The organism is Synechococcus sp. Lug-A (assembly GCF_024345655.1).
GTDB lineage: Bacteria > Cyanobacteriota > Cyanobacteriia > PCC-6307 > Cyanobiaceae > MW101C3.
The window spans coordinates 23,055-43,679 of the sequence record NZ_JAGQBN010000014.1 but is presented as its reverse complement, the minus strand read 5'-3'; the positions used below and the strand labels follow the sequence as shown (position 1 = coordinate 43,679).

Genomic DNA, 20,625 nt, shown 5'->3' with positions numbered 1-20,625 from the left:
ACGTTCACTGGCACTTTCCTTACCGGGCGGATATGGCAACTCAATCCAGTCGCGAAGCGGCACTGGCACGTCGATTGGCACTTTCCACCGCCGGAAAGTCTGCTGAGAAGCGTTATTCCTCCAGCCCCAACCGGGTGCGTGGTGCTGCCGAAGCTCGCCCAGCCCGCACTGTGGAAGCGGCCCCTCCCAAACCTGCTGCCGTTGTCTCCGCTCCCGAGCGCCGCTCGCCTCGCTTTGAACAGCTCGGCGCCGCTCCCAGTGGATCCAGCCAGCGCTCGATTCCGTCGCGCATCGCCAACCCCAGCCGGGATCTGGTGCTGGCCCGCCGCGAAGCCCTCAGCAAGAAGGGAAAGCGCGCCGACACCAGCCGCGATCGCACCCGCAAGGAAGCGCCTTCCACCTCTGCTGCCGCCAAGCCATCCGATTGCAAGTGCAAGGGCAAGACAGACGCCGCCGCTGCTGCTGTTGAACGCCCTGCGGCTTCAGACCAGTGGTCACTCGGCAGCGGCCGCACCGCCGGCCTTGGTTCCACTAGCTCTGCCAGCCGCAGCGACGATCGCCGCCTTTCCGGCAACCGCCGGGTGGCCCAGCACAACCCCAGCCGTGCCCGGGGCCTGGCCCGCCGCGAAGCTCTCTCCAAGCACGGAAAATCCGCCGCCACCAATGGCTCCAACGGCACAGCCGCCGTCGTGCGGCAAGGCAACCCCGAGATGAGCAGCCGCGAACTCGCCCAGCGCCTTCGCGACCTCAAGAGCAAGAACGGTGCCGGCGCCGTGGGTCCTTGCGGTGGCACCTCGCGGCCCTGCGGTCCCCGTCGTGGTGCCAACCGGCCCGTCGGCGCTCAGGACGCCACCTGGAAGGTGGGCGCCAGTGAAACCACCCGAGGTCAGGTGGTCACCGGCACGCAGGCCAATCGTTCCGAGAAGACCACCGGTAACGAGGCCAGCACCTGCCGGCCGGTCACCGGCACCGAATACATGGGCGCCGACGTCTTCCGCCTGTTCTGCCAGAACGAACCTACCCCCCTGCAGCCAGCCAAGGTGCGCGTCACCGCCACCACCCATGGCAACCGCGTCACCGGCAACGAAGTCGGCCGCTCTGAGAAGGTCACCGGCGACGAGCCCGGTACCTGCAAGTCGATCACTGGCACCGAATACATCTCCGCTAACCAGGCGGCGGCTTACTGCGGCACCACCGGTTCCCCCAGTCCCCGCAAGGTGGGCCTCAGCCAGACCCTCGGTGGCCGCCCGGTCTCCGGTGTGATGGTGGGTCGTTCCGAGAAGGTCACCGGTGATGAGCACGGCGCCTCGGTACGCACCACCGGCACCCAGTACGTCGGCAACGACTCGATCGCCAGCCCCGGTCAGGCGCCACCGAAGGTGGGCCAGGTGCACACCCTCAGGGGCACGGGCATCACCGGCACTCTCGTGGGCCGCTCCGAAAAGGTCACCGGCAACGAGCCGGGCACCTGCCGCCGGGTCACCGGTGATGAATACATCGGCAGCCAGCAGTACGAAGGTTTCTGCGGGGCGCGCCCCGAGCCGGAAGCGGCCAAGGTGGGCTTCAGCCTCACCGGCAAGCAGCAGATCGTCTCCGGCACCAACACCGGCCGCTCCTCCAAGGTCACTGGCGATGAGCCCGGCACCTGCAAGGCCGTCACCGGCACTCCCTATGCCGGCCTTGAGCAGGCTTCCGGCTGGTGTGCACCCGAAGCGGTCCGCACGATCCGCCAGAGAGTCCCCGTCGGCATGGGCACCCCAGGACCGCGCCTCAGTGGCCTTCAACCCGGCATCGGCGGCATCATGACCGGCGCCTCCAAGGGTGCCTGTGAGCCAGTCACCGGCACCCCGTACGTGGGCGCCGACCAGTTCAACGAGGCCTGCGGTGCCGCCGAGGGCCATGAGGCCGATTTCCCTCAGCCGCTCGACACCCAGCCCTGGCAACAGTTCAGCGTTCAGTCGCCGGCCCGCGCCGCCCATCAGCAGCGGGAACGAAGCCATGCTGTGACGGGAACCCGCTACGAAACCAGCGCCAGGATCACCGGCCCTTTTGATCTGGCCGGTGACAAAGTCACCGGCACCGAACAGTTCCGCTTCGACCGTCCCACCAGCCCCAGCGTCGCCGCCACCATCCCGATGGCCCGGCGCATGGCCCCCGGCCCTGCGGTGGTTTCTGCTCCCCCGCTCGCTGAACCGGCAGAAGGCGAGCGCCCGCTCTCACGGGTGACTGGCGAAGGTATCTCTGCCGGGCTGCACATCACCGGCGATGACTGGGACCGGGGCAAGCGTGTCACCGGCACGGAGGGAGCCTCGGCACGCCGCCGCAATCCCACCCGCACCGGCCCGATGTCCGCCATGGCTCCTGTTCAGCCGAAGCGCAACGATGAGATTGCCCAGCCGGTGAGCCGCGTGACCGGCTCCAGCGGTGGCACGGACAAGGGCTCCCTGATCACCGTTTCCGGTGGTGCCCGCGGTTGATGCTTCGTTTCGTCCCTTCGCTCGACTGCTGACGTTGGCTTCTTCGCGCCGCTATCCCTCCGTTGAGAGGCCTCTGGCTCCCACGGCTCCGCGGCGCCGTCAGGACCAGACCGGTATCCAGGCGATCGCGCCCGAGTCACTCATGCGGGCGGCTCCACAGGAGTTGCGCTCGCTCGCTCCCGAACCCATCCTCCGGGCTGCCGATCCGCTGTCTCTGGCCCGCGCCAAGGCGGGTGCCCGCGGCCCGTTCCGTCCCACCCGGCCCATGCGCGGCCGCCGTCCACTGCCGGAGGGGGCGCTTCACCCGCTCACCGATTCCGCTGCCAACGAACGCCTGCACGCCTACGACGCCCAGGTGAAGGGGGCCTTCGACCGCATCGTGCCGGTGCTCAAACGGCTCTCGGCGCTTCAGCACGAACCCGATTTCATCGCCCAGGCCCAGCAGCACGCTGCCGCCGAGCTGGGCTTTGAGCTGCCCCTGCCCATCCTGGAATCGGCCTGGGTGCAGCAGCTCGACATGCGCACTCTGTTCGCTTGGTGCGTGTTCGAAACCTATGAACAGGTCAGTGGGGCTTTCTTCCGTGAAGACCCACTCGAAGCCCAGGATGGAACCGCCGCGGCTGAGGCCTTCAATGCCTTTCTGCTGGCGTGTGGGTTCCATCTGCTCGATGTCACTCCCTGCGCTGATGGGCGTCTGGCCCACGCCATCACCTACGCGCTGCGCCTGCCGTTCAGCTCCGTGCGCCGCCGGCCCCACGCCGGCGCCCTGCTTGATGTGGAGAACACGGTGGATCGCTGGGTGAAGACTGAGCACCTGCGTTACCGCGAGGGCCGGCCGAATCCCGCCCACGAGGCCACCCGCTACCTCAAGGTGGCGATGTATCACTTCAGTTCCCGCGATCCGCTGCACGAAGGCTGCGCCGCCCACGGCTCCAATGATGTGCTGGCCGCCGCCTCTGCCCTTGCCCGCCTCCGTGACTTCCAGCAGGCGGTGGAGAACAGCTTCTGTTGCGGCGCTTCGGTGGATCTGCTGCTGATCGGCATGGACACCGACACCGATGCCATCCGCGTACACGTTCCGGCTCAGGATGGGACCACGGATCTGGAGCGCTGGCTGGATGCCCGCCAGGCCTACGACGACACCCAGGCCCTGACTCCTGAGGCTGCCCGCCACAAGCTGCTCTCACTGGTGCGCCAGGCGGCTCCCGGTGAACCCGATGACGGCATGGTGGCACTGGTGGCCCGGCTTCTAGAGCACAATCTTTCCCAGATTGATTATGTGCGCACTTATCACGAGGGTGCCTATGTGGACGCTGGCCATGCCGAACGCTTCATCGGTGTTGGCATCGGTTTTAAGGAGATTCATTTGCGTAATCTCACTTACTTCGCTCACATGGACACCCTGGAGGAAGGCTCCGCAGACATGGATGTGGGCGTGAAGATCTTCAAGGGACTGAATGTGTCACGCGGACTGCCGGTGCCAGTGGTGGTGCGTTTTGATTATCACGGCAGCGTGCCGGGGGCTCGGGATCGGGCCATCCAGCATTGCCGCCGCACGGATGCGGCCATTCGCAGCCGCTACAGCCAGCTGTGTGCGGAGGGATTGCTGCAAACCCTGCTGACCGTGCGCGACCGTGATCAGCATGCCCCAGCCGAAGCCGTAGGGTCTTCGATCAGCTTCGGCACGGGAGGAGGGCACTGAGATGTTGATCTGCAAAGTGCTCAAGCCTCTGGTGGCCACCAATCGCATCGCTGAGTTCGAGCACAAGCATCTTCAGGTGGTGCTGGATGGCAGTTCCCAGAAAGTGGCGGTCGATGCCGTTGGCTGCATTCCCGGCGACTGGGTGATCTGCGTGGGTAGCTCTGCTGCCCGGGAAGCAGCCGGCAGTAAGTCGTATCCCAGCGATCTCACAATTGTGGGCATCATTGACCACTGGGATCCTGAATCTGGATCGGCCGAACGGAGATCTGCCTGATGGAGATCATGCAGGTCACCGGATCGCTTGTCTGCACCCAGCGGATCGAAGGTCTGCGTCACTGCCACCTGCGGGTGCTGCGCAACACCAAGGGCAAGCTCAGCGTGGCGGTCGATCCCATCGGCGCCCTGCCCGGCAACTGGGTGTTCACCGCCAGCGGCTCTGCAGCCCGCTTCGCCACCGGTAATCCCGACATCCAGACCGATCTGACCATCGGCGGGATCATCGACCTGTGGGACCCGGACGGTTGACCCTTCCCTCTCCAACTTCCATACCGTCCGTTCCTGCTGCCCCATGGCCACCCCCTCCTCCCGCCAGCCCTCGTCCCGCCGCACATCGCCCGCCGCTGCCGTGACCCCTCCCTCCACGACAACGGCGTCAGCGGATCCGGCCAAGGCCTTGCCTGCCGTCACCCCTGCGGCGGCCGCGCCATCGGCTTCAGCGGCCACTGCAGCCCCCGCACCCACACCCCAGGCAGCGGCCCCAGCCGCCAGCAGCACCCCTGCGTCCAGCAGCGCTGCTCCAACGGTGGCTGCCGCGGCTTCGCCGTCGGCTGTTTCCTCCGTCCCGGCTGGAGAAGCGTCCCCGCCGATCACCGTCCCGGCGAAGGCGATCGCCACCAGCAGCCCGGCCCGTTCGGCGCCGGTCCGCTCCACCAGCCGGCGCAGGGCGCCGTCCACACCCACCCCCCGGCGAGCGACCCCCTCCCGCGCCGCCACCCCCTCCTCTGCCAGCCGCGGCTCCTCCCGCGGCGGCAGCGGCACCCCCCCCACCCCATCCCCTACTGAGAGCACAGCCATGGCCTCCACACCGACCGGCATCGCCCTCGGCATGATTGAAACCCGCGGCCTGGTGCCGGCGATCGAAGCCGCTGACGCCATGACCAAAGCAGCTGAAGTCACCCTGATCTCCCGCGAATTCGTGGGCGGCGGCTATGTGACCGTGATGGTGCGTGGTGAAACCGGCGCTGTGAACGCTGCCGTGCGCGCCGGTGCCGATGCCTGCGAACGGGTGGGCGATGGCCTGGTGGCGGCCCACATCATTGCCCGCCCCCACTCCGAACTGGAGCCCGTGCTGACCTTCAGCGGCGCCCTGCGCAGGAGCTGATCATGCAGGCCGGTACCCATCCCCGGGTGCTCGGCTATCTCGGCCGGGCCCTCAGCCTGGAGCTCTCCGCGGTTCAGCAGTACATGACCCAGGCGTCACTGCTGAGCCTCTGGGGCCAGGAGGAGGCGGCAGCGCGCTTCAGGCTCGACACCGCCGAGGAGATGCAGCATGCCCAGCGCCTCGTGGAGCACATGCTCCTGCTTGGCGTGGCTCCCGCCGCTTCGCAGCTCACGCCCGTGAGCGTTGCCGGCGACCTGGTCGGTCTGCTGCGGCGCAATGCCGAGCTCGAGCAGCGCCTGGTTGATCACTACGGGGAAGCCAGCCGTTTCTGCGCCTTGATCGGCGATACCGCCAACGGCCATTTCTTCCACCGCCTCTGGACGGAAGAACGCCTGCATGGTGAGCAACTGCACGACTGGCTCCACCAGTTGCTGGGCGACCAGCGCGCTTTCGTGAATCAACGCGCCACTTTCTGAGTGTTCGGCCCCCAGGCGGGCTTGGCACAACAAGACTGCTGAACGGTCCACGTCCCAACCCACCCGTCGCGCCACCTTGCTCACGGTCGCCGCTCCGCCCCTGATCATTCAGCTGGCCTGGCTGATTCCTCTGTATGGCTTCGTCGGCGTCGTGCTGTCGCTGCCGTGGGCCTGCGGCTGGATTCGCCGCGATGGCCCCAGGCCGGCCGCGTACCTGAACATTCTCGTCTCGCTGGTTGCCTTCCTGCATGGCAGCGCCGTGCTGGCCGTCGTGCTGCGTGAAGGCCCCTTCGCGATCACGGTGCCCTGGTTTCAGGCCGCCGACCTCACCCTCTCGCTCAGCTTCGATCTCTCGCTCACCAGCCTGGCCAGCCTGGAGCTGGTGACAGGGCTGAGCCTGCTGGCGCAGTTCTTCGCGCTCGGTTACCTCGACAAGGAGTGGTCGCTGGCGCGCTTCTACGCCCTGGTGGGATTTTTCGAGGGGGCGATGGCGGGGGTGGTGCTCAGCAGTTCGCTGTTTCTCACCTACTTCCTGCTGGAGATGCTCACCCTCTCCACCTACCTGTTGGTGGGCTTCTGGTATGCCCAGCCGCTGGTGGTGACGGCCGCACGCGATGCCTTCCTCACCAAACGGGTGGGCGACGTGCTGCTGCTGATGGGGGTGGTGGCGTTGTCGGCGTGGGCGGGGGTGATGCGCTTCGACGACCTTTACAGCTGGGCGGCAGGGGCACAGATCAGCCCGCTGGCGGGCAATCTGCTCGGCCTGGCGCTGATCTCCGGGCCACTGGGCAAGTGCGCCCTTTTTCCGATGCACCTGTGGCTCGATGAGGCGATGGAGGGGCCGAATCCAGCTTCGATCCTGCGCAACTCGGTGGTGGTCACCTGCGGCGCGCTCGTGCTGCTGCGCCTGATGCCGATCCTGCAGCTTTCACCCCTGAGCCTGGCGGCGTTGGTGGCGCTCGGCTCCGTCACCGCCATCGGCGGTTCGCTCGTGGCCATCGCTCAGGTGGATATCAAGCGCACGCTCTCCTATTCCACCAGCGCCTCGATGGGGTTGGTGTTCATTGCCATCGCCATGCAGCAGCCAGGTATTGCCCTGCTGTTGCTGTTCGCCCATGCCGTCGGCAAGGCACTGCTGTTCATGAGCATCGGTTGTGTGATCGCCACCACCAACTGCCAGGACCTCAGCGAACTGGGCGGTCTGGGTCGGCGCATGCCCGCCACCACCTGCGCGTTCCTGGTGGGGGCGGCAGGTACCACCGGCCTGGTTCCCCTCGGCTGCTTCTGGGCGCTGGGTCTGGATGTGCAGGCGATGCTGCGCAGCGCTCCCTGGCTGGCGGCGATCGTGCTGCTCGCCAACGCGCTCACCGTGCTCAACCTCACGCGGGTGTTCCGGCTGGTGTTCCTCGGCGCGGCCCAGCCCAAGACGCGCCGCACCCCTGAGGTGAACTGGCAGATGGCCCTGCCGATGGTGAGCCTCACCGTGCTGGTGCTGGTCACACCGCTGATCATGGTGGTGATCGACCCGGTGCCCGGCCTGGCCTCGTTCTCGCTGCCGGTGGCGCTCTCGCTGCTGCTTACCAGTGCCGGCGCCCTGGTGGCCGGCTGCCTGCTGCCGCTGCGCAAGGGCTGGTCGGTCACGATCCTGCGGCCGCTGCGCCTGCTGCAGGATCTGCTCGCCTACGACTTCTACACCGATCGGATCTACCGGGTCACGATCGTGGCGCTGGTGGCGGGGCTCTCGCGTGCCGCCGCCCGCTTCGACCGCGATGTGGTCAACGCTCTGGTGAACCGGGTGGGCAGCCTGTCGTTGGCCAGTGCCGAAGGCCTCAAGCTGAGCGTCAACGGTCACACCCAGACCTACGTGCTTACCGGGACCGTGGCGATCGTGCTGTTGCTCACCTCGCTCTCCTGGGTGGTGCGATGACCCTTCCTTCCGAACAGGTGCCGCCATGTTGAGCGGTCTGCTGCTGATCCCGCTGCTCGGCGCCATCGCCCTGCTGCTCTGGCCCGGTGAGGTGAGCGGCGAGCGTCTGCGTCGCACCTGCCTGGCGCTGCTGGTGTTGCAGGTGGCCTGGTCGCTGCGGGTGCTGTGGCAGTTCGACCCCGCCATTCCCGGCCTGCAGCTCGAGGAGATGGCGCCCTGGGTGGGCAGCCTTGGCCTCGACTACCGGCTCGGCATCGACGGCCTTTCGCTGCCTCTGGTGCTGATCAATGGGGCGCTCTCGCTGGCAGCGGCGCTGGTCACGTCCACCTCCACGCCGCGACCCCGCCTCTACTACGCCCTGCTGCTGCTGATCAGCGGGGCGGTGAACGGCGCCTTCCTCGCCCAGAATCTGCTGTTGTTCTTCCTCTTCTATGAGCTGGAGCTGATTCCGCTCTGGTTGCTGATCGCCATCTGGGGTGGCAGCAACAGGGCCTATGCGGCCACGAAGTTCCTGCTGTTCACCGCCGTGTCCGGTGTGCTGATCCTTGGCGCCTTCTTCGGACTGGCGCTGGCCACCGGCACGGCCGATTTCAGCCTGCAGCCGCTGCTGGGCCAACAGCTGGGTATGGGCCTTCAGCTGCTGCTGATGGGGGCCCTGCTGGTGGGGTTCGGCATCAAGATCCCGCTGTTTCCGTTCCACACCTGGCTGCCTGATGCCCACACCGAGGCCTCCACGCCCGTGTCCCTGCTGCTGGCCGGGGTGCTGCTGAAGCTCGGAACCTATGGACTGTTGCGCTTCTGCCTTGGCCTCTTCCCCGATGCCTGGCAGTTGATGTCTCCCTGGTTGGCGGGCTGGGCGGCGGTGTCGGTTCTGTTCGGCTCGCTGGCTGCGATTCAGCAGCAGGACATGAAACGGATGGTGGCCTACAGCTCCGTGGGCCACATGGGCTACGTGCTGCTGGCAGCTGCCGCTGCCACTCCGGTGAGTCTGCTGGGCGCGCTCTTTCAGATGGTGAGCCACGGCCTGATCTCCGCGCTGCTGTTCCTGCTGGTGGGGGTGGTGTACGCCACCACCGGCACCCGCGACCTGAACGTGCTGCGTGGCCTGCTCAACCCGGAGCGGGGTCTGCCGATCACCGGTTCACTGATGATCGCCGGGGTGATGGCCAGTGCGGGCATCCCCGGCATGGCGGGCTTCATCTCCGAATTTCTGGTGTTCCGCGGCAGCCTGGTGCCCTTCCCGCTGGCCACCGTCCTGTGCATGGTGGGCTCGGGCCTCACGGCGGTCTACTTCCTGCTGCTGGTGAACCGGGTGTTCTTCGGTCGCCTTTCCCCTCCGGCCGACGACGTCGACACGCCCTTGCCGGCGGTGCCCCTGGCCCGGCAGATCCCTGCACTTGCGCTCACGGTGGCGGTGCTGCTGCTCGGGGTGGCGCCGCAGGGACTGGGCACCCTTGCCACGGCCACCACGACGGCGATGAGCCGGGCGCCGCACAGCCTTGCGGCTCTGCCTGCCCCGGTGGTGCCTGATGGCCTGGTCGCCGGGGGGAGGGGGCGATGACCCGTCAGCCTGAAGCGGCAGCGATGCTGGAGCGCCTGCTCGCAGGGGTGCCGCTGCTCGATCACTCCGCCGAGCATCTGCTGGAGGTGGTGGCGGTGCTGGAGAGCTATGGGGAGGTGCTCGATGCCTACAGCCGCAACCTCATCCACCAGGCCCAGCGCGAGTTTCTCAATCCCTTCCCGGTGCTGCGCTTCCTCAACGGGGAGGTCACCCCGCAGCGGCTCTGGCGCCACCTGATCCACGACCGCATCAACTTCGAATACGCCGAATATTGCCAGCGCCTGATGCTCTGGCATGGCACCGGCGGCCTTGATGCCTACCTCGATTCGCCTGCCTTCCGGCAGCATTGCGCCGTGGTGATCGGCCACAAGCGCCGCCGTGATCCGCTGCTGGCCCTGCTGGATCCTCTGTTCCCGGAGTTCCTGCCTGAGCTGATCCGCTCGGCGGCCACCGCCAGCGCGCTGGGCCAGTTCTGGCGGGTGATGAGCGATCTGTTCCTGGATCTCGCCGCCTCCCACCGCCGCGGTGAGGTCGCCACGATCGCCGCTGTGGTGGCCTTCATCCGCGAGGGGCTGGTGGCAGCTGCCGGCCAGCCCATCTGCTACACGGTGGAGCTCGATGGTGTGCCGTTCGAGATCCTGCCGCCTGCCGCCGGCCTCACCTTCCTGAGTGATGTGGCGGTGCCCTACGTGGAGGCGGTGTTCCTGCGGGGCAGTCCGTTCCTCGGCACGGTGTCGTTCAACGCGCAGGCGCGCCAGATCCCGATCGATCAGGCCTGTTTCCAGTACGGCGCGCTCTATGCCGATCCACTGCCAACCATGGGTGCGGGCATTCCGCCCAGCCTGCTGATGCAGGACATGAGCCGCCATCTGCCGGCGGCGTTGCTGCAGGTGTACCGCAGCCGGGGCCGGGGGGAGGGTGATCTACGCGTGAAGATCTGCGCCAGTTTTCAGAAGGCGATGTTCTGCGTCACCAATGCGGCGATCGACGGCACCTTTCCCCATCCGCTCTCCAGCAGTGACCCGAGCGAACAACAGGCCAACCGGGCCTATGCGATGGCCTGGATCGAGCGGTTGCGGGTGGCGCGCATCGACTGCCTGCCTGACCGATTGGCCGCCGCGGCTGGATGATTTCCCTGCAGTAGGTTTCCCAGATGGAGCAACCCTGGACCCATCGGCAGCGACCCGAACGTCTGGAGCGGCGGCTGGAATTCGGCGACTACGAAACCACCCGCGTCTTCCTCGAGCAGCTCAACGATCTGTCCGAGCGGAGCGGCCGCTTTCCGGACATCAGCTTCGGACGCACCTACGTGAATCTCACCCTGCGCAGCGAAACAGAGGACGGCCCGATCGGTGAACCAGAAACCGCGTTCGCCGAGGCCATCGATCGTCTCGTGCCCTGATGGCCCCCTCCACCGTCGGCCCCAGCTCCGATCCGGTGATGGCGGATGACACCCCGGTGGATCTGCGGGCCGCCTACGAAGGCACCGGCGTGGGTGATGTGCTTGATCAGCTCGACCGTGAACTGATCGGGCTCAAGCCGGTGAAGATGCGGATCCGTGAGATTGCCGCCCTGCTGGTGGTGGAGCGGGCCCGCAAGCAGGTGGGGCTGGCCACGGCGGCCCCCAGCTTGCACATGTCGTTCACGGGCCATCCAGGCACGGGCAAAACGACTGTGGCCGAGAGGATTTCCGAAATCCTGCACCGGCTGGGGTATGTGCGCAAAGGCCATCTGGTCACGGCCACCCGTGATGATCTGGTGGGCCAGTACATCGGCCATACCGCCCCCAAGACGCGGGAGATGCTCAAGCGGGCCATGGGTGGCGTGCTGTTCATCGATGAGGCCTACTACCTCTACCGCCCTGAGAATGAGCGCGATTATGGCGCTGAGGCGATCGAGATCCTGCTGCAGGTGATGGAGAATAACCGTGATGATCTGGTGGTGATCTTTGCGGGCTACAAAGACAAGATGGATGTCTTCTATCAATCGAATCCCGGCCTGTCTTCCCGTGTAGCCAACCATATCGACTTCCCGGATTACACTGCTCCGGAGTTGCTGGCCATCGCCAAGTTGATTCTTGCCGGTGAAAGCTATCGCTTCAGCGATGAGGCCAGCATCGCTTTTTCTGATTATATCCAGCGGCGTATGTTGCTGCCGTTCTTCGCCAATGCCCGCTCGATCCGCAATGCCATCGATCGGGCCCGCATGCGCCAGGCGAACCGGCTGTTCAACCACATGGGGCGCGGCCTCACCAAGCGGGATCTGATCACGATCGAGGCGGAAGACATCACCGCCAGCAGTGTGTTCCAGGGCCGCGTCGAAGGCCTCGATCGCAGCCTGCCGCTCACCTGAGCCAAGGGCCGATCAGTGGATGCGGATTGGCGGCTGCAGATCACCACCAGCTTCTAGCGTCGGCGGCGGCCGTCGATCTGCAAGAGATCACGCACCTGCTGCAGCTGGCGGGCCAGGGAAGGATCGCTGGCCAGCTTCTTCTCCACCTGCTCCACGGCATACATCACGGTGCTGTGGTCCTTGCCGCCGAACACATCGCCGATGCGGGGCAGGCTCAGATCGGTGGTCTGGCGCATCAGATACATGCCCACCTGGCGCGCCTGGCTCACGGCCCGTTTGCGGCTGCTGCTGCGCATCTCGTCGATGCTGACACCGAACACCTCGGCCACCTTCTCCACCACCTGCTGCGGCGTCACCACCACCTCGTTGCCCACCGGATCGAGCATCGGCGCCACCGATTCCACCGTCATCGGCAGACCGGTGATCGAGGCGAAGGCCACGGCCCGGGTGAGCGCCCCCTCCAGCTCCCGGATGTTGGAGGTGAAGCGGCCCGCCAGGTACTGGATCAGGTCGCGCGGCAGGGTCATGCGTTCCTGCTCCGCCTTCTTGTGCAGGATCGCCATGCGGGTCTCCAGGTCCGGGGTCTGGATGTCGGCGATCAGGCCCATCGAGAAGCGTGAGATCAGGCGCTCCTGCAGGCGGGGAATCTGGCTGGGGGGGCGATCGCTGGCGATCACGATCTGGCGCCCCGCCTCATGCAGGGCGTTGAAGGTGTGGAAGAACTCCTCCTGGGTGTACTCCTTGCCTTCGATGAACTGGATGTCGTCCACCAGGATCAGATCGGCGGCCCGGTAGCGGTCGCGGAATTTCTGCATGCCGTCCTTGCGGATCGCCTGGATCAGGTCGTTGGTGAACGACTCTGTGGATACGTAGAACACGCGCGCGTCCGGGTCGATCTCGACGCGGTAGTGGCCGATCGCCTGCATCAGGTGGGTCTTGCCCAGCCCGACCCCACCGCACAGGAACAGGGGGTTGAACTCCCGCCCCGGCGCCTCCGCCACCGCCAGCGACGCCGCATGGGCCATGCGGCTGTTGGGCCCCACCACAAAGCGGTTGAACACATAGCGGGGGTTGAGCCCCGGCGCCGGCCGCCTGGGTGTTTCACCGCTGGCGGTCGCCGCCAGCACCGGGGCGCCGGAGGACGGGCCCGCCATCGCCCTGGCACCGGCCGCCACCGGCCCCCCTTCGCCGGCCATGGCCTCCGGCAGCCCATCAGGGCTTTGTTCAGCGACCGTCTGGGCGGTGGATACCTCTACGGCGACACCGTGCCCGGCGAGCTCGGAGGCGACGGCGGCAATGGTGGTGAGGTAGTTCTTGCGCAGCCAGCCGCAGGCGAAGCTGTTCGGCGCTTCCAGCTGCAGCACCCCGTTGCTGAAGCCGGCACAGCGGGCTGGACGGATCCAGGTTTCGAAGGTGGGCTTGCTCAGATTGGCCTGAAGCGAATCCTGAACCCGGTGCCACAGCTGATCACCCTGCTGCACCACCACCCCAACGCCCGGGGGCCGAATATAGGCAGAGACCTTCCAGGCGGGCGGCCTCCGTTGAGGCGCATCCTGACCTGGCTTGCCCGCCCGCGATGTCCCCTGTCCGCCTCCCCCGTCCGCGCCGGTTTCCACGGGCTGGCCTCACTGCCGGACTGCTGGGGATCGCCATGAGCGGCTGCGCGGTGAGCCTGCCGGACCTGCCCGGCTTGCCCCGGCTGCCGCAGCTGCCCCGGAGCGACCGTGCTCCCGCCCTGCCGAAGGTGAGCGATGCGCCGCCGGCGGGGCCGCTGCAGACCGGCAACAGCTTCATCGTCAATGCGGTCGAAAAGGTGGGTCCGGCCGTCGTGCGCATCGACACGGTCAAGCGGGTGATCAACCCGCTGGGTGGCCTGTTCGGGCGTGGCCCGGCGATTCAGCAGCAGCAGGGGCAGGGCTCGGGCTTCATCACCCGCTCCGACGGGGTGATCATCACCAACGCCCACGTGGTGGAGGGGGCCAACGAGGTGTCGATCACGCTGCCCGACGGGCGCAGCTTCACCGGCAAGGTGCTCGGCAGTGATCCGCTCACCGACATCGCCGTGGTGAAGGTGGTGGCCCAGGGTCTGCCTGTGGCGCCGCTGGGGGATTCCGCCCGCGTGCGGCCCGGGGAGTGGGCGATCGCGATCGGCAACCCGCTCGGGCTCGACAACACCGTCACCGCAGGGATCATCAGCGCCATCCAGCGCACCAATGCCATCGGCGAAGGCCAGCGGGTGCCCTACATCCAGACCGACGCGGCCGTGAACCCCGGCAACAGCGGTGGGCCGCTGATCAACGACCGGGGACAGGTGATCGGCGTGAACACCGCCATCCGCCAGGCGCCCGGTGCCGGCCTCAGCTTTGCGATCCCGGTCAACCTGGCCCGTCAGATCGCCGCCCAGATCCTGGAGAAGGGACGGGCCTCTCACCCCTACATCGGCGTGCGCCTGCAGGCGCTCACGCCCCAGCTGGCGCGCGAGATCAACGCCACCTCCTCCGAGTGCGAGCTGCCGGAAGTCCAGGGTGTGGTGGTGGTGGAGGTGCTGCCCCGCAGCCCCGCCGAGCAGGGGGGGCTCAAGCCCTGCGACCTGATCGAACAGGTGGACGACAAGGCCGTGCGCAGTCCTTCCGAGGTGCAGGTGGCGGTGGATCAGGTGCGGGTCGGCAGCGACATGACCATCAGGGTGCGCCGTGGCAGCCAGACCCTCACGCTCAACATGCGACCGGCGGAGCTCAAGACTCCTGGATGAGCGAGGCTGAGCCGGCTCCCTCACCCAGGGGGCAGCGTGTTCTGGTGGTGATGGCGCGCTGGCCCGCCCCGGGCCGCTGCAAGCGGCGCCTGGGGGCCAGCATCGGCGCCGTTTCGGCGGCCCGGATCCAGCGCCTACTCACCGCCCACACCCTCGTGGTGGCCGGGGCTCTGGCCGCTGCCGGCCGCTGCTCCAAGCTGCTGGCCGTGGAGGGGCTGGGCAGGCGGGCGGCAGGGCGTTGGGGGCGCGGCGCAGGCCTTGAGGCGGTGGTGCTGCAGGGGAAGGGCAACCTGGGCGTGCGCATGGCCCGCCAGTTTCACCGCGCCTTTCGCGCCGGGGCCCACCGGGTGGTGCTGATCGGCACAGACCTGCCCCTGCTGGAGGGCGCGGATCTGGCCGCTGCTTTCGTGGCGCTGGAGCACAGCCCCCTGGTGCTGGGCCCCGCCACCGATGGCGGTTACTGGCTGATCGGTCTGCGCCGGCCTGAACCGGCGCTGTTCTGTGGCATCGACTGGGGCTCGTCGGCGGTACTGGATCAGACCCTGCATCTGGCCCGCCAATGCCGTCTGGAACCCACTCTGCTGCCGCTGCGCAGCGACCTCGACCGCGTCGGCGACCTGGCGCCATGGCACAGCTGACGGCCGCCGCGCCGCCGGGGGGGATCGCCGTGGTGATCCCCGTACGCAATGAGGCGGCCCATCTGCCTCTGCTGCTGGCCGATCTGTCGCTGGCGCCACCGGGGCTGATCAGCGAACTGCTGGTGGTGGATGGAGGCAGCTCCGATGGCAGCGCCGGGCTGGCGCGGCTGGCCGGTGCGGCGCTGCGGCAGGCCGCCGGGGGCCGGGGTGCCCAGCTGGTGGCGGGGGTGGCCGCCACGGAAGCCCCCTGGCTGCTGCTGCTGCATGGCGATCTGCGTCTGCCGCCGCGCTGGTGGGAGTCGGTGCGGGCGGCGCTGGGGCAGGCCGAAGCCGCCTGGTACTTCCGTCTGCGGGTGCAGGAGCCGGGCCTGGCCCTGCGGCTGATGGAGGCGGCCGTGGAGCTGCGTAGCCGCTGGGCGTGCACGCCCTACGGCGACCAGGGGCTGCTGCTGCCGCGGCGCCTGCTGGAGCGGGCCGGTGGGCTGCGTCCTCTGCCCCTGATGGAGGACCTCGATCTGGTGTTGCGCCTGCGCCGGTGGGCGCCGGTCCGCTGCCTGGGACCTGTGGTGTGGGTGGAAGGCAGGCGCTGGCGGCGGCTGGGGGTGTGGCGCACCACCTGGCACAACGCGCGGCTCAGGCGTGCCTGGCGCCACGGCACCGAGGCCGGCGAGCTCGCCCGCCGCTACTACCAGCTTTGAGAGCGAATGGTCGGGTGATGGTTCAGGGGGAATACCAGAAGGCGCAGCGCCGCTGACGCGGCTCCAGTTCCCAGCCCTGCGACTGGTAGAAGCCCACCACGTCGGGGTCGGCGAACAGGCTCACCCGCTCCACCTCCATGGTGCGCAGGCGATCGAGCACGTAGGCCATCAGCTGCCGCCCCATCCCCGCTCCCTGATAAAGCGGGTGCACCGCCACATCCCACACCGTGGCTTCCAGCACGCCATCACCGGTGCAGCGGGCGAAGCCCACCAGCCGCGGCACGCGTGGATCGTGACGCCACAGCCCAACGCGCAGCAGGCTGTGCTGCAGCGCCTTGCGCACCCGCCGCAGCGGCCGGCGGCTCCAGCCCACCGCATCACAGAGTTTTTCGAGCTCCACCAGATCGATGTCCCGGTCTTCGCTCAACACCAGCTGCAGCTGCGGATTGGGCGTGGGGCAAAGGCGGAATCCGACGCCGTAGAAGCTGGAGAGAAGGGGGTCGGAGTCCAATCCTGAGGGCCGAGGCAACGCAATGGGACGATCCTGCCCGATCGGGGGGGTTCCGTTGCAGGCTGGAGGCCTGCTTCGCCCCTGGATTGCCCCGTTCCGTTCCGGCTGACCAGGGCGTCGCCCCCCCTCCCGCCGCTGCCGGGGAAGAGCGGCCACTGCTGGTGTGCCTGCACGGCTGGCTGCTGGCCGGTCGCCTCTGGGACCCGCTGCGCCTGGCACTGGACGGGCGCCAGCGGCTCTGGACCCCTGACCTGCCCGGCTTCGGTGGCACGCCCCGTCCCCGTTCCCTCCACCCCACCCTGGCCAGCTACGGCCGTTGGGTGGCTGACCAGTGCCTCAGCCTGGAAGAGCGGCGCGTGGTGCTGGTGGGCCACTCGCTCGGCGGCAGCGTGGCGCTGCATGCGGCGCCGCTGCTGGGCGATCGGCTCCTGGGGGTGATTCAGATCGCGGCGGGGGGCGGGGTGTACCAGCCGCGCGCCTTCAGCCAGTTGCGCAATGGTGGTCGGCTGTTCCTGCAGTGGCGCCCCAGCTGGCTGGCGGAGCTGCCGGGCACCGGCGCCATCCGCAGCCCCCTGATCGCCGAGCAGCGGGCGGCCCGCAGCCTGCTGGCCTGCAGCACCAACCGCGGCGCCGTGCGCCAGCTGCCGGCGTTGGTGGCCGGCCTCCAGGTGCCGAGCCTCTGGATTGCGGGCAGCCGTGACCAGGTGATGGAGCCCCGCTACGTACGCCATCTGGCGGGTTACTCCGATCGCCACGAGCTGGCCGAACTGCAGGGCTGCGGCCATCTGCCGATGCGCCAGTCGCCCCATCAGCTCGCCGAGGTGATCGAGAGTTGGGTTCAGAGCCTGGCCAGGCCACGCTCCTGAAGATCGGCCAGCTGGGCGTAGAGCCCACCGGCCTGGCGCAGTTCGCGGTGTGTGCCCTGCTCGATCAAGCGGCCGCGCCGCAACACCAGGATCCTGTCGGCGGCCTCCACGGTGGCCAGGCGGTGGGCGATCACGATCGCGGTGCGGGCATGCAGCAGTTTGTCGAGGTCGCGTTGCAAGGTGGCTTCAGTGGAGGGATCCATGAAAGCGGTGGCCTCATCCATCACCAGCACGGATGGGTCGCGGATCGCCACCCTTGCCACCGCCAGCAGCTGCCGCTCGCCCGAGGACAGGTTGCCGCCCCGCTCGCGCAGTTCGGTGGCCAGCCCATCGGGGAGGCGCCGCAGCAGGGCATCGAGACCGAGCTCGCGGCAGATCCGCTGCAGCTCGTCGTCGGGGATCGCCGCATCGAGGCGCAGGTTGTCGGCCACGTTGCCGCTGAACAGGAAGGTGTCCTGCAGCACCACGCCGAGCCGCTGGCGCAGCGTGAGGCTGGGCAGCTCGCGGATGTCGATGCCATCGAGCAGGATCCGCCCCTGCTGAGGTTCGTAGAGACGGCAGAGCAGGCGGATCACGGTGGTCTTGCCGGAGCCGGTGGGGCCCACCAGGGCCACGTGCTCGCCCGGGGCGATGCGGAAGCTGAGCTCGGTGAGGATCGGATCGTCGGGCCGGTAGGCGAACGAGACGTTCTCGAAGATCACTTCGCCCTCGCTGGCCCGTTCGCGGCCGGAGCGGCGGGCGGCGGCGGTGCGTTGTTCGTTGGCCAGATCGCTGATCTCGATCGGCTCCTCCAGCAGCTCACCGATGCGCTGCACGGCCGTGAGGCCGCCCTGGATCTGGGTGAAGCGCTCCGCCAGCTGACGCAGCGGATCGAACAGGCGCTGGGAGAACAGGATGAAGGTGGTCAGGGTGCCCAGGCCGATGGTGCCGTCGGTGACCATCCAGCCACCCAGGGCCAGCACGATCGCCACGGCCGTGAGGGCCACCCATTCGATGAAGGCGGAGATCGCACTTTCGTAGAAGATCGTGCCGTCGACCGCCTTGCGGTAAGCGTTGGTGGTGACGCCGAATCGGGCGCTGTTCACAGCCTCACGCCGGAACATCTGCACCACATCCAGCCCCTGCAGGTTCTCCTGCAGGTCGGCGTTGAGCTGGCTGAGCTCTTCGCGCACGCGGTAGTTGGCCTTGCGGTACCGCCCCTGCAGCCAGAGGATCACCACCACCACCGGGATCTGGATCACCAGCAGCAGGGCGCCGAGGCGGAACTCGATCGAGAGCATGGTGACGGCGATCACCACCAGGGTCACCAGGTCGGCGAGCACACCGATGGCGCCGCTGCCGAACACCTCGGCCAGGGCATCGACATCGCTGGTGAGGCGGGTGAGCAGCTTGCCCACCGGGGTGCGGTCGTGGAAGCGCAGCGACAGGGCCATCGCATGGCGGAACAGGTCGTCGCGGATGCGGGCGGTGAGGCGCTGCCCCACGGCCTGCACGCTGTAGCTCTGAACTCCCTGCAGCGCCAGGCGCACCAGCACCGCTGCCAGCAGGCACAGCACCAGGGTGCGCATCGCCTCCGACACGCTCTGGCCCACCAGCCAGGCGGCCCTGGGCTCGTTGCGAAGCACCGATATCGCCTGGCCCACCAGCAGCGGCTGCACGGCCGCCGAGAAGGCGACGGGAATCAGCAGCAGCAGCGTGAGCAGCAGCCGGCGGCGGTCGCGGCCCAGGTAGGGAATCAGGTTGAGCAGCCGCTGACGGTCGCGGGCGGCCATCAGCGCACCTCCAGACGGGCCGCCGCCACCCGGTCGATGATCGTCTGCAGCTGGCCCTGATCCAGTCGCAGGGCCAGGGGATGGCCGATCAGCCGGGCAGTGCTGTGGAACAGGTCCTCAATGGCCACCAGCCCGTTGTCGCGCAGGGTGCGGCCGGTGGCCACCAGATCCACGATCGCCTCAGACATGCCGGTGATCGGTCCCAGCTCCACTGACCCGGTGAGGTGAATGAGCTCCACCGGCAGGTCGAGCTGGTTGAAGAAGGTTTCGGCGCAGCGCACGAACTTGCTGGCCACGCGGCAGTGGGCCGGCAGATCGGCGGCCCGGCGGTAGCCGCTGCTCGCCTTCACCGCCACGGCCATGCGGCAGCCACCGAAACCAAGGTCGACCAGGGGGGCCACCGGCAGCTGGTGCTCCCGCAGCACGTCCTCGCCGACAATGCCGAGCTGGGCCTGGCCGTAGGCCACGTAGACAGGCACATCGGCGTTGCGCACCAGCAGGGCGCGGGCGATACCGCACGGGCTGGGCACCATCAACTGGCGGTTGTCGCTGTCGAGCAGGGCGGAGAAATCAAGACCGGCCGCGGCGAGGCAGCGCACCGAATCCTTCAGCAGGGCCCCTTTGGCCAGAGCAACGGTGATCATGGGCGTGCTCCGCAACCTGGACTTTACCGATGCAGACCTCCCGCAGCGAGCCGCCGGCCGTGGCAGCAACGGGCGGGCGGCCACCGGCGCTGGCCGTGTCGCTGATCCCGGTGCTGAACGACAACTACGTGTTCGTGCTGCACGATTCCCCCAAGGCGGAGGAGCCATCCGGCCGGGCGGTGGTGGTAGATCCCGCCGTGGCGGCGCCGGTGCGCGCCTGGCTGGAGGCCCACCGGCTGGAGCTGGTGGCCGTGCTGCAGACCCACCACCACTCCGATCACATCGGTGGCACCGCCGGCCTGCTGGAGCACTGGCCAGCCGCTGCGGTGATCGCCGCCGCCGCCGATCGCGACCGCATTCCGCTCCAGACCCTCTCGGTGCGGGGCGGTGACTGCCTGACCCTGCTGGGCCGGGCCGTGGAGGTGCTGGAGGTGCCGGGGCACACCCGCGCCCATCTGGCCTATGTGCTGCCCGAGGTGCCGGGCGGGCACGGGGAGCTGTTCTGCGGCGACACCCTGTTCGCCGCCGGCTGCGGGCGGCTGTTCGAGGGCTCGGCGGAGCAGATGCACCACTCGCTGCAGCAGCTTGCGCAGCTGCCGGACAGCACGCGCGTGTGGTGCGCCCACGAGTACACCCGCGCTAACCTTCGCTGGGCTGCTGCGCTGGTGGCGGCAGAGCCAGAGGCTGCCGCGGGCGCGATCACGGCACGGTTGGCGGCCGTGGAGCTGGCCCGCAGCCAGGGACAGGCCACCATCCCCAGCACGATTGCTCTGGAGCGTGCCACCAATTTGTTCCTGCGTGCCGGCAACGCCGCCACGCTCGCCGCGCTGCGTCGGCACAAGGACGGCTGGCAGGGCTGAGGCGTCAG

The 20,625-nt window shown here is 68.2% G+C and carries 20 protein-coding genes; 16 read left to right on the top strand and 4 right to left on the bottom strand.

The window, feature by feature from the left end; all coding sequences use genetic code 11:
* The first annotated feature begins 32 nt into the window (after window positions 1-32).
* From KBY86_RS11265 to cbbX, 11 genes are all read left to right on the top strand, one after another.
* The gene (locus KBY86_RS11265) at window positions 33-2,477 is read left to right on the top strand and encodes a CsoS2 family carboxysome shell protein (RefSeq protein WP_255141129.1); all 2,445 of its coding nucleotides are present in this window, start codon (window positions 33-35) and stop codon (window positions 2,475-2,477) included.
* Window positions 2,478-2,742: 265 nt separating this feature from the next.
* A complete protein-coding gene (locus KBY86_RS11260) occupies window positions 2,743-4,179 on the top strand; it encodes a carboxysome shell carbonic anhydrase (protein ID WP_399221463.1) in 1,437 nt (478 codons plus the stop codon).
* A 1-nt stretch (window position 4,180) separates the two neighbouring features.
* Entirely contained in the window at window positions 4,181-4,453 is a 273-nt protein-coding gene (locus tag KBY86_RS11255) for a carboxysome peptide A (protein ID WP_094513236.1), read from the top strand.
* Entirely contained in the window at window positions 4,453-4,704 is a 252-nt protein-coding gene (locus KBY86_RS11250) for a carboxysome peptide B (RefSeq protein ID WP_094513240.1), read from the top strand. The genes KBY86_RS11255 and KBY86_RS11250 overlap by 1 nt, the downstream gene beginning before the upstream one ends.
* Before the next feature lie 277 nt (window positions 4,705-4,981).
* Window positions 4,982-5,560 (top strand): BMC domain-containing protein, encoded by a 579-nt coding sequence (locus tag KBY86_RS15245; protein ID WP_399221461.1) that lies wholly within the window; start codon window positions 4,982-4,984, stop codon window positions 5,558-5,560.
* 2 nt (window positions 5,561-5,562) lie between these two features.
* Window positions 5,563-6,036: a bacterioferritin gene (locus KBY86_RS11240; protein WP_255101229.1), complete on the top strand. Its 474-nt coding sequence runs from the start codon at window positions 5,563-5,565 to the stop codon at window positions 6,034-6,036.
* Between the two features lie 76 nt (window positions 6,037-6,112).
* Window positions 6,113-7,963, top strand: a complete 1,851-nt coding sequence (locus KBY86_RS11235; RefSeq protein ID WP_198948300.1) for an NAD(P)H-quinone oxidoreductase subunit F — start codon at window positions 6,113-6,115, stop codon at window positions 7,961-7,963.
* Window positions 7,964-7,988: 25 nt separating this feature from the next.
* On the top strand, window positions 7,989-9,524 hold the full coding sequence (locus KBY86_RS11230) for an NADH-quinone oxidoreductase subunit M (protein WP_255101228.1): 1,536 nt from the start codon (window positions 7,989-7,991) through the stop codon (window positions 9,522-9,524).
* On the top strand, window positions 9,521-10,654 hold the full coding sequence (locus KBY86_RS11225; protein ID WP_255141127.1) for a CO2 hydration protein: 1,134 nt from the start codon (window positions 9,521-9,523) through the stop codon (window positions 10,652-10,654). The genes KBY86_RS11230 and KBY86_RS11225 overlap by 4 nt, the downstream gene beginning before the upstream one ends.
* Before the next feature lie 23 nt (window positions 10,655-10,677).
* A complete protein-coding gene (locus tag KBY86_RS11220; RefSeq protein ID WP_094513256.1) occupies window positions 10,678-10,926 on the top strand; it encodes a 4a-hydroxytetrahydrobiopterin dehydratase in 249 nt (82 codons plus the stop codon).
* On the top strand, window positions 10,926-11,876 hold the full coding sequence (gene cbbX, locus KBY86_RS11215) for a CbbX protein (protein ID WP_233133041.1): 951 nt from the start codon (window positions 10,926-10,928) through the stop codon (window positions 11,874-11,876). Before KBY86_RS11220 ends, cbbX begins: the two co-directional genes overlap by 1 nt.
* Before the next feature lie 53 nt (window positions 11,877-11,929).
* Here the strand turns inward: cbbX and dnaA are convergent, their stop codons facing one another.
* Entirely contained in the window at window positions 11,930-13,357 is a 1,428-nt protein-coding gene (dnaA, locus tag KBY86_RS11210) for a chromosomal replication initiator protein DnaA (protein ID WP_369803048.1), read from the bottom strand.
* 95 nt (window positions 13,358-13,452) lie between these two features.
* On the opposite strand from dnaA, the gene KBY86_RS11205 reads away from it, so the two are divergent.
* The 3 genes from KBY86_RS11205 to KBY86_RS11195 are packed head-to-tail and all read left to right on the top strand — an operon-like array spanning window position 13,453 to window position 15,964.
* The gene (locus KBY86_RS11205) at window positions 13,453-14,628 is read left to right on the top strand and encodes a trypsin-like peptidase domain-containing protein (RefSeq protein ID WP_233133042.1); all 1,176 of its coding nucleotides are present in this window, start codon (window positions 13,453-13,455) and stop codon (window positions 14,626-14,628) included.
* Window positions 14,625-15,266 (top strand): TIGR04282 family arsenosugar biosynthesis glycosyltransferase, encoded by a 642-nt coding sequence (locus KBY86_RS11200; RefSeq protein WP_255141126.1) that lies wholly within the window; start codon window positions 14,625-14,627, stop codon window positions 15,264-15,266. Before KBY86_RS11205 ends, KBY86_RS11200 begins: the two co-directional genes overlap by 4 nt.
* Entirely contained in the window at window positions 15,254-15,964 is a 711-nt protein-coding gene (locus tag KBY86_RS11195) for a TIGR04283 family arsenosugar biosynthesis glycosyltransferase (protein ID WP_255141125.1), read from the top strand. The genes KBY86_RS11200 and KBY86_RS11195 overlap by 13 nt, the downstream gene beginning before the upstream one ends.
* Before the next feature lie 22 nt (window positions 15,965-15,986).
* Here KBY86_RS11195 and KBY86_RS11190 read toward each other — a convergent pair whose 3' ends face one another.
* Complete coding sequence (locus tag KBY86_RS11190; protein WP_094513270.1) at window positions 15,987-16,475, bottom strand: GNAT family N-acetyltransferase; 489 nt, start codon at window positions 16,473-16,475, stop codon at window positions 15,987-15,989.
* An 86-nt stretch (window positions 16,476-16,561) separates the two neighbouring features.
* On the opposite strand from KBY86_RS11190, the gene KBY86_RS11185 reads away from it, so the two are divergent.
* Window positions 16,562-17,341 (top strand): alpha/beta fold hydrolase, encoded by a 780-nt coding sequence (locus tag KBY86_RS11185; RefSeq protein ID WP_094513273.1) that lies wholly within the window; start codon window positions 16,562-16,564, stop codon window positions 17,339-17,341.
* On the opposite strand, the gene KBY86_RS11180 is transcribed toward KBY86_RS11185, so the two are convergent.
* Both KBY86_RS11180 and hisG read right to left on the bottom strand, forming a co-directional pair.
* Complete coding sequence (locus KBY86_RS11180) at window positions 17,314-19,113, bottom strand: ABC transporter ATP-binding protein (RefSeq protein WP_255141124.1); 1,800 nt, start codon at window positions 19,111-19,113, stop codon at window positions 17,314-17,316. The two genes, KBY86_RS11185 and KBY86_RS11180, sit on opposite strands and share 28 nt — an antisense overlap.
* Entirely contained in the window at window positions 19,113-19,757 is a 645-nt protein-coding gene (gene hisG, locus KBY86_RS11175) for an ATP phosphoribosyltransferase (RefSeq protein ID WP_255141123.1), read from the bottom strand. Before hisG ends, KBY86_RS11180 begins: the two co-directional genes overlap by 1 nt.
* Before the next feature lie 29 nt (window positions 19,758-19,786).
* Here hisG and gloB point away from each other — a divergent pair, with 29 nt between their 5' ends.
* Window positions 19,787-20,617 (top strand): hydroxyacylglutathione hydrolase, encoded by an 831-nt coding sequence (gene gloB, locus KBY86_RS11170; protein WP_255141122.1) that lies wholly within the window; start codon window positions 19,787-19,789, stop codon window positions 20,615-20,617.
* Window positions 20,618-20,625 lie beyond the last annotated feature (8 nt).

Coding starts and splice junctions, on each gene's coding strand:
- KBY86_RS11265 (WP_255141129.1), top strand. CDS start 33: ATGGCAACTCAATCCAGTCGCGAAGCGGCACTGGCACGTCGATTGGCA.
- KBY86_RS11260 (WP_399221463.1), top strand. CDS start 2,743: ATGCGCGGCCGCCGTCCACTGCCGGAGGGGGCGCTTCACCCGCTCACC.
- KBY86_RS11255 (WP_094513236.1), top strand. CDS start 4,181: ATGTTGATCTGCAAAGTGCTCAAGCCTCTGGTGGCCACCAATCGCATC.
- KBY86_RS11250 (WP_094513240.1), top strand. CDS start 4,453: ATGGAGATCATGCAGGTCACCGGATCGCTTGTCTGCACCCAGCGGATC.
- KBY86_RS11240 (WP_255101229.1), top strand. CDS start 5,563: ATGCAGGCCGGTACCCATCCCCGGGTGCTCGGCTATCTCGGCCGGGCC.
- KBY86_RS11230 (WP_255101228.1), top strand. CDS start 7,989: ATGTTGAGCGGTCTGCTGCTGATCCCGCTGCTCGGCGCCATCGCCCTG.
- KBY86_RS11225 (WP_255141127.1), top strand. CDS start 9,521: ATGACCCGTCAGCCTGAAGCGGCAGCGATGCTGGAGCGCCTGCTCGCA.
- KBY86_RS11220 (WP_094513256.1), top strand. CDS start 10,678: ATGGAGCAACCCTGGACCCATCGGCAGCGACCCGAACGTCTGGAGCGG.
- cbbX (WP_233133041.1), top strand. CDS start 10,926: ATGGCCCCCTCCACCGTCGGCCCCAGCTCCGATCCGGTGATGGCGGAT.
- KBY86_RS11205 (WP_233133042.1), top strand. CDS start 13,453: ATGTCCCCTGTCCGCCTCCCCCGTCCGCGCCGGTTTCCACGGGCTGGC.
- KBY86_RS11200 (WP_255141126.1), top strand. CDS start 14,625: ATGAGCGAGGCTGAGCCGGCTCCCTCACCCAGGGGGCAGCGTGTTCTG.
- KBY86_RS11195 (WP_255141125.1), top strand. CDS start 15,254: ATGGCACAGCTGACGGCCGCCGCGCCGCCGGGGGGGATCGCCGTGGTG.
- KBY86_RS11180 (WP_255141124.1), bottom strand. CDS start 19,113: ATGGCCGCCCGCGACCGTCAGCGGCTGCTCAACCTGATTCCCTACCTG.
- hisG (WP_255141123.1), bottom strand. CDS start 19,757: ATGATCACCGTTGCTCTGGCCAAAGGGGCCCTGCTGAAGGATTCGGTG.
- gloB (WP_255141122.1), top strand. CDS start 19,787: ATGCAGACCTCCCGCAGCGAGCCGCCGGCCGTGGCAGCAACGGGCGGG.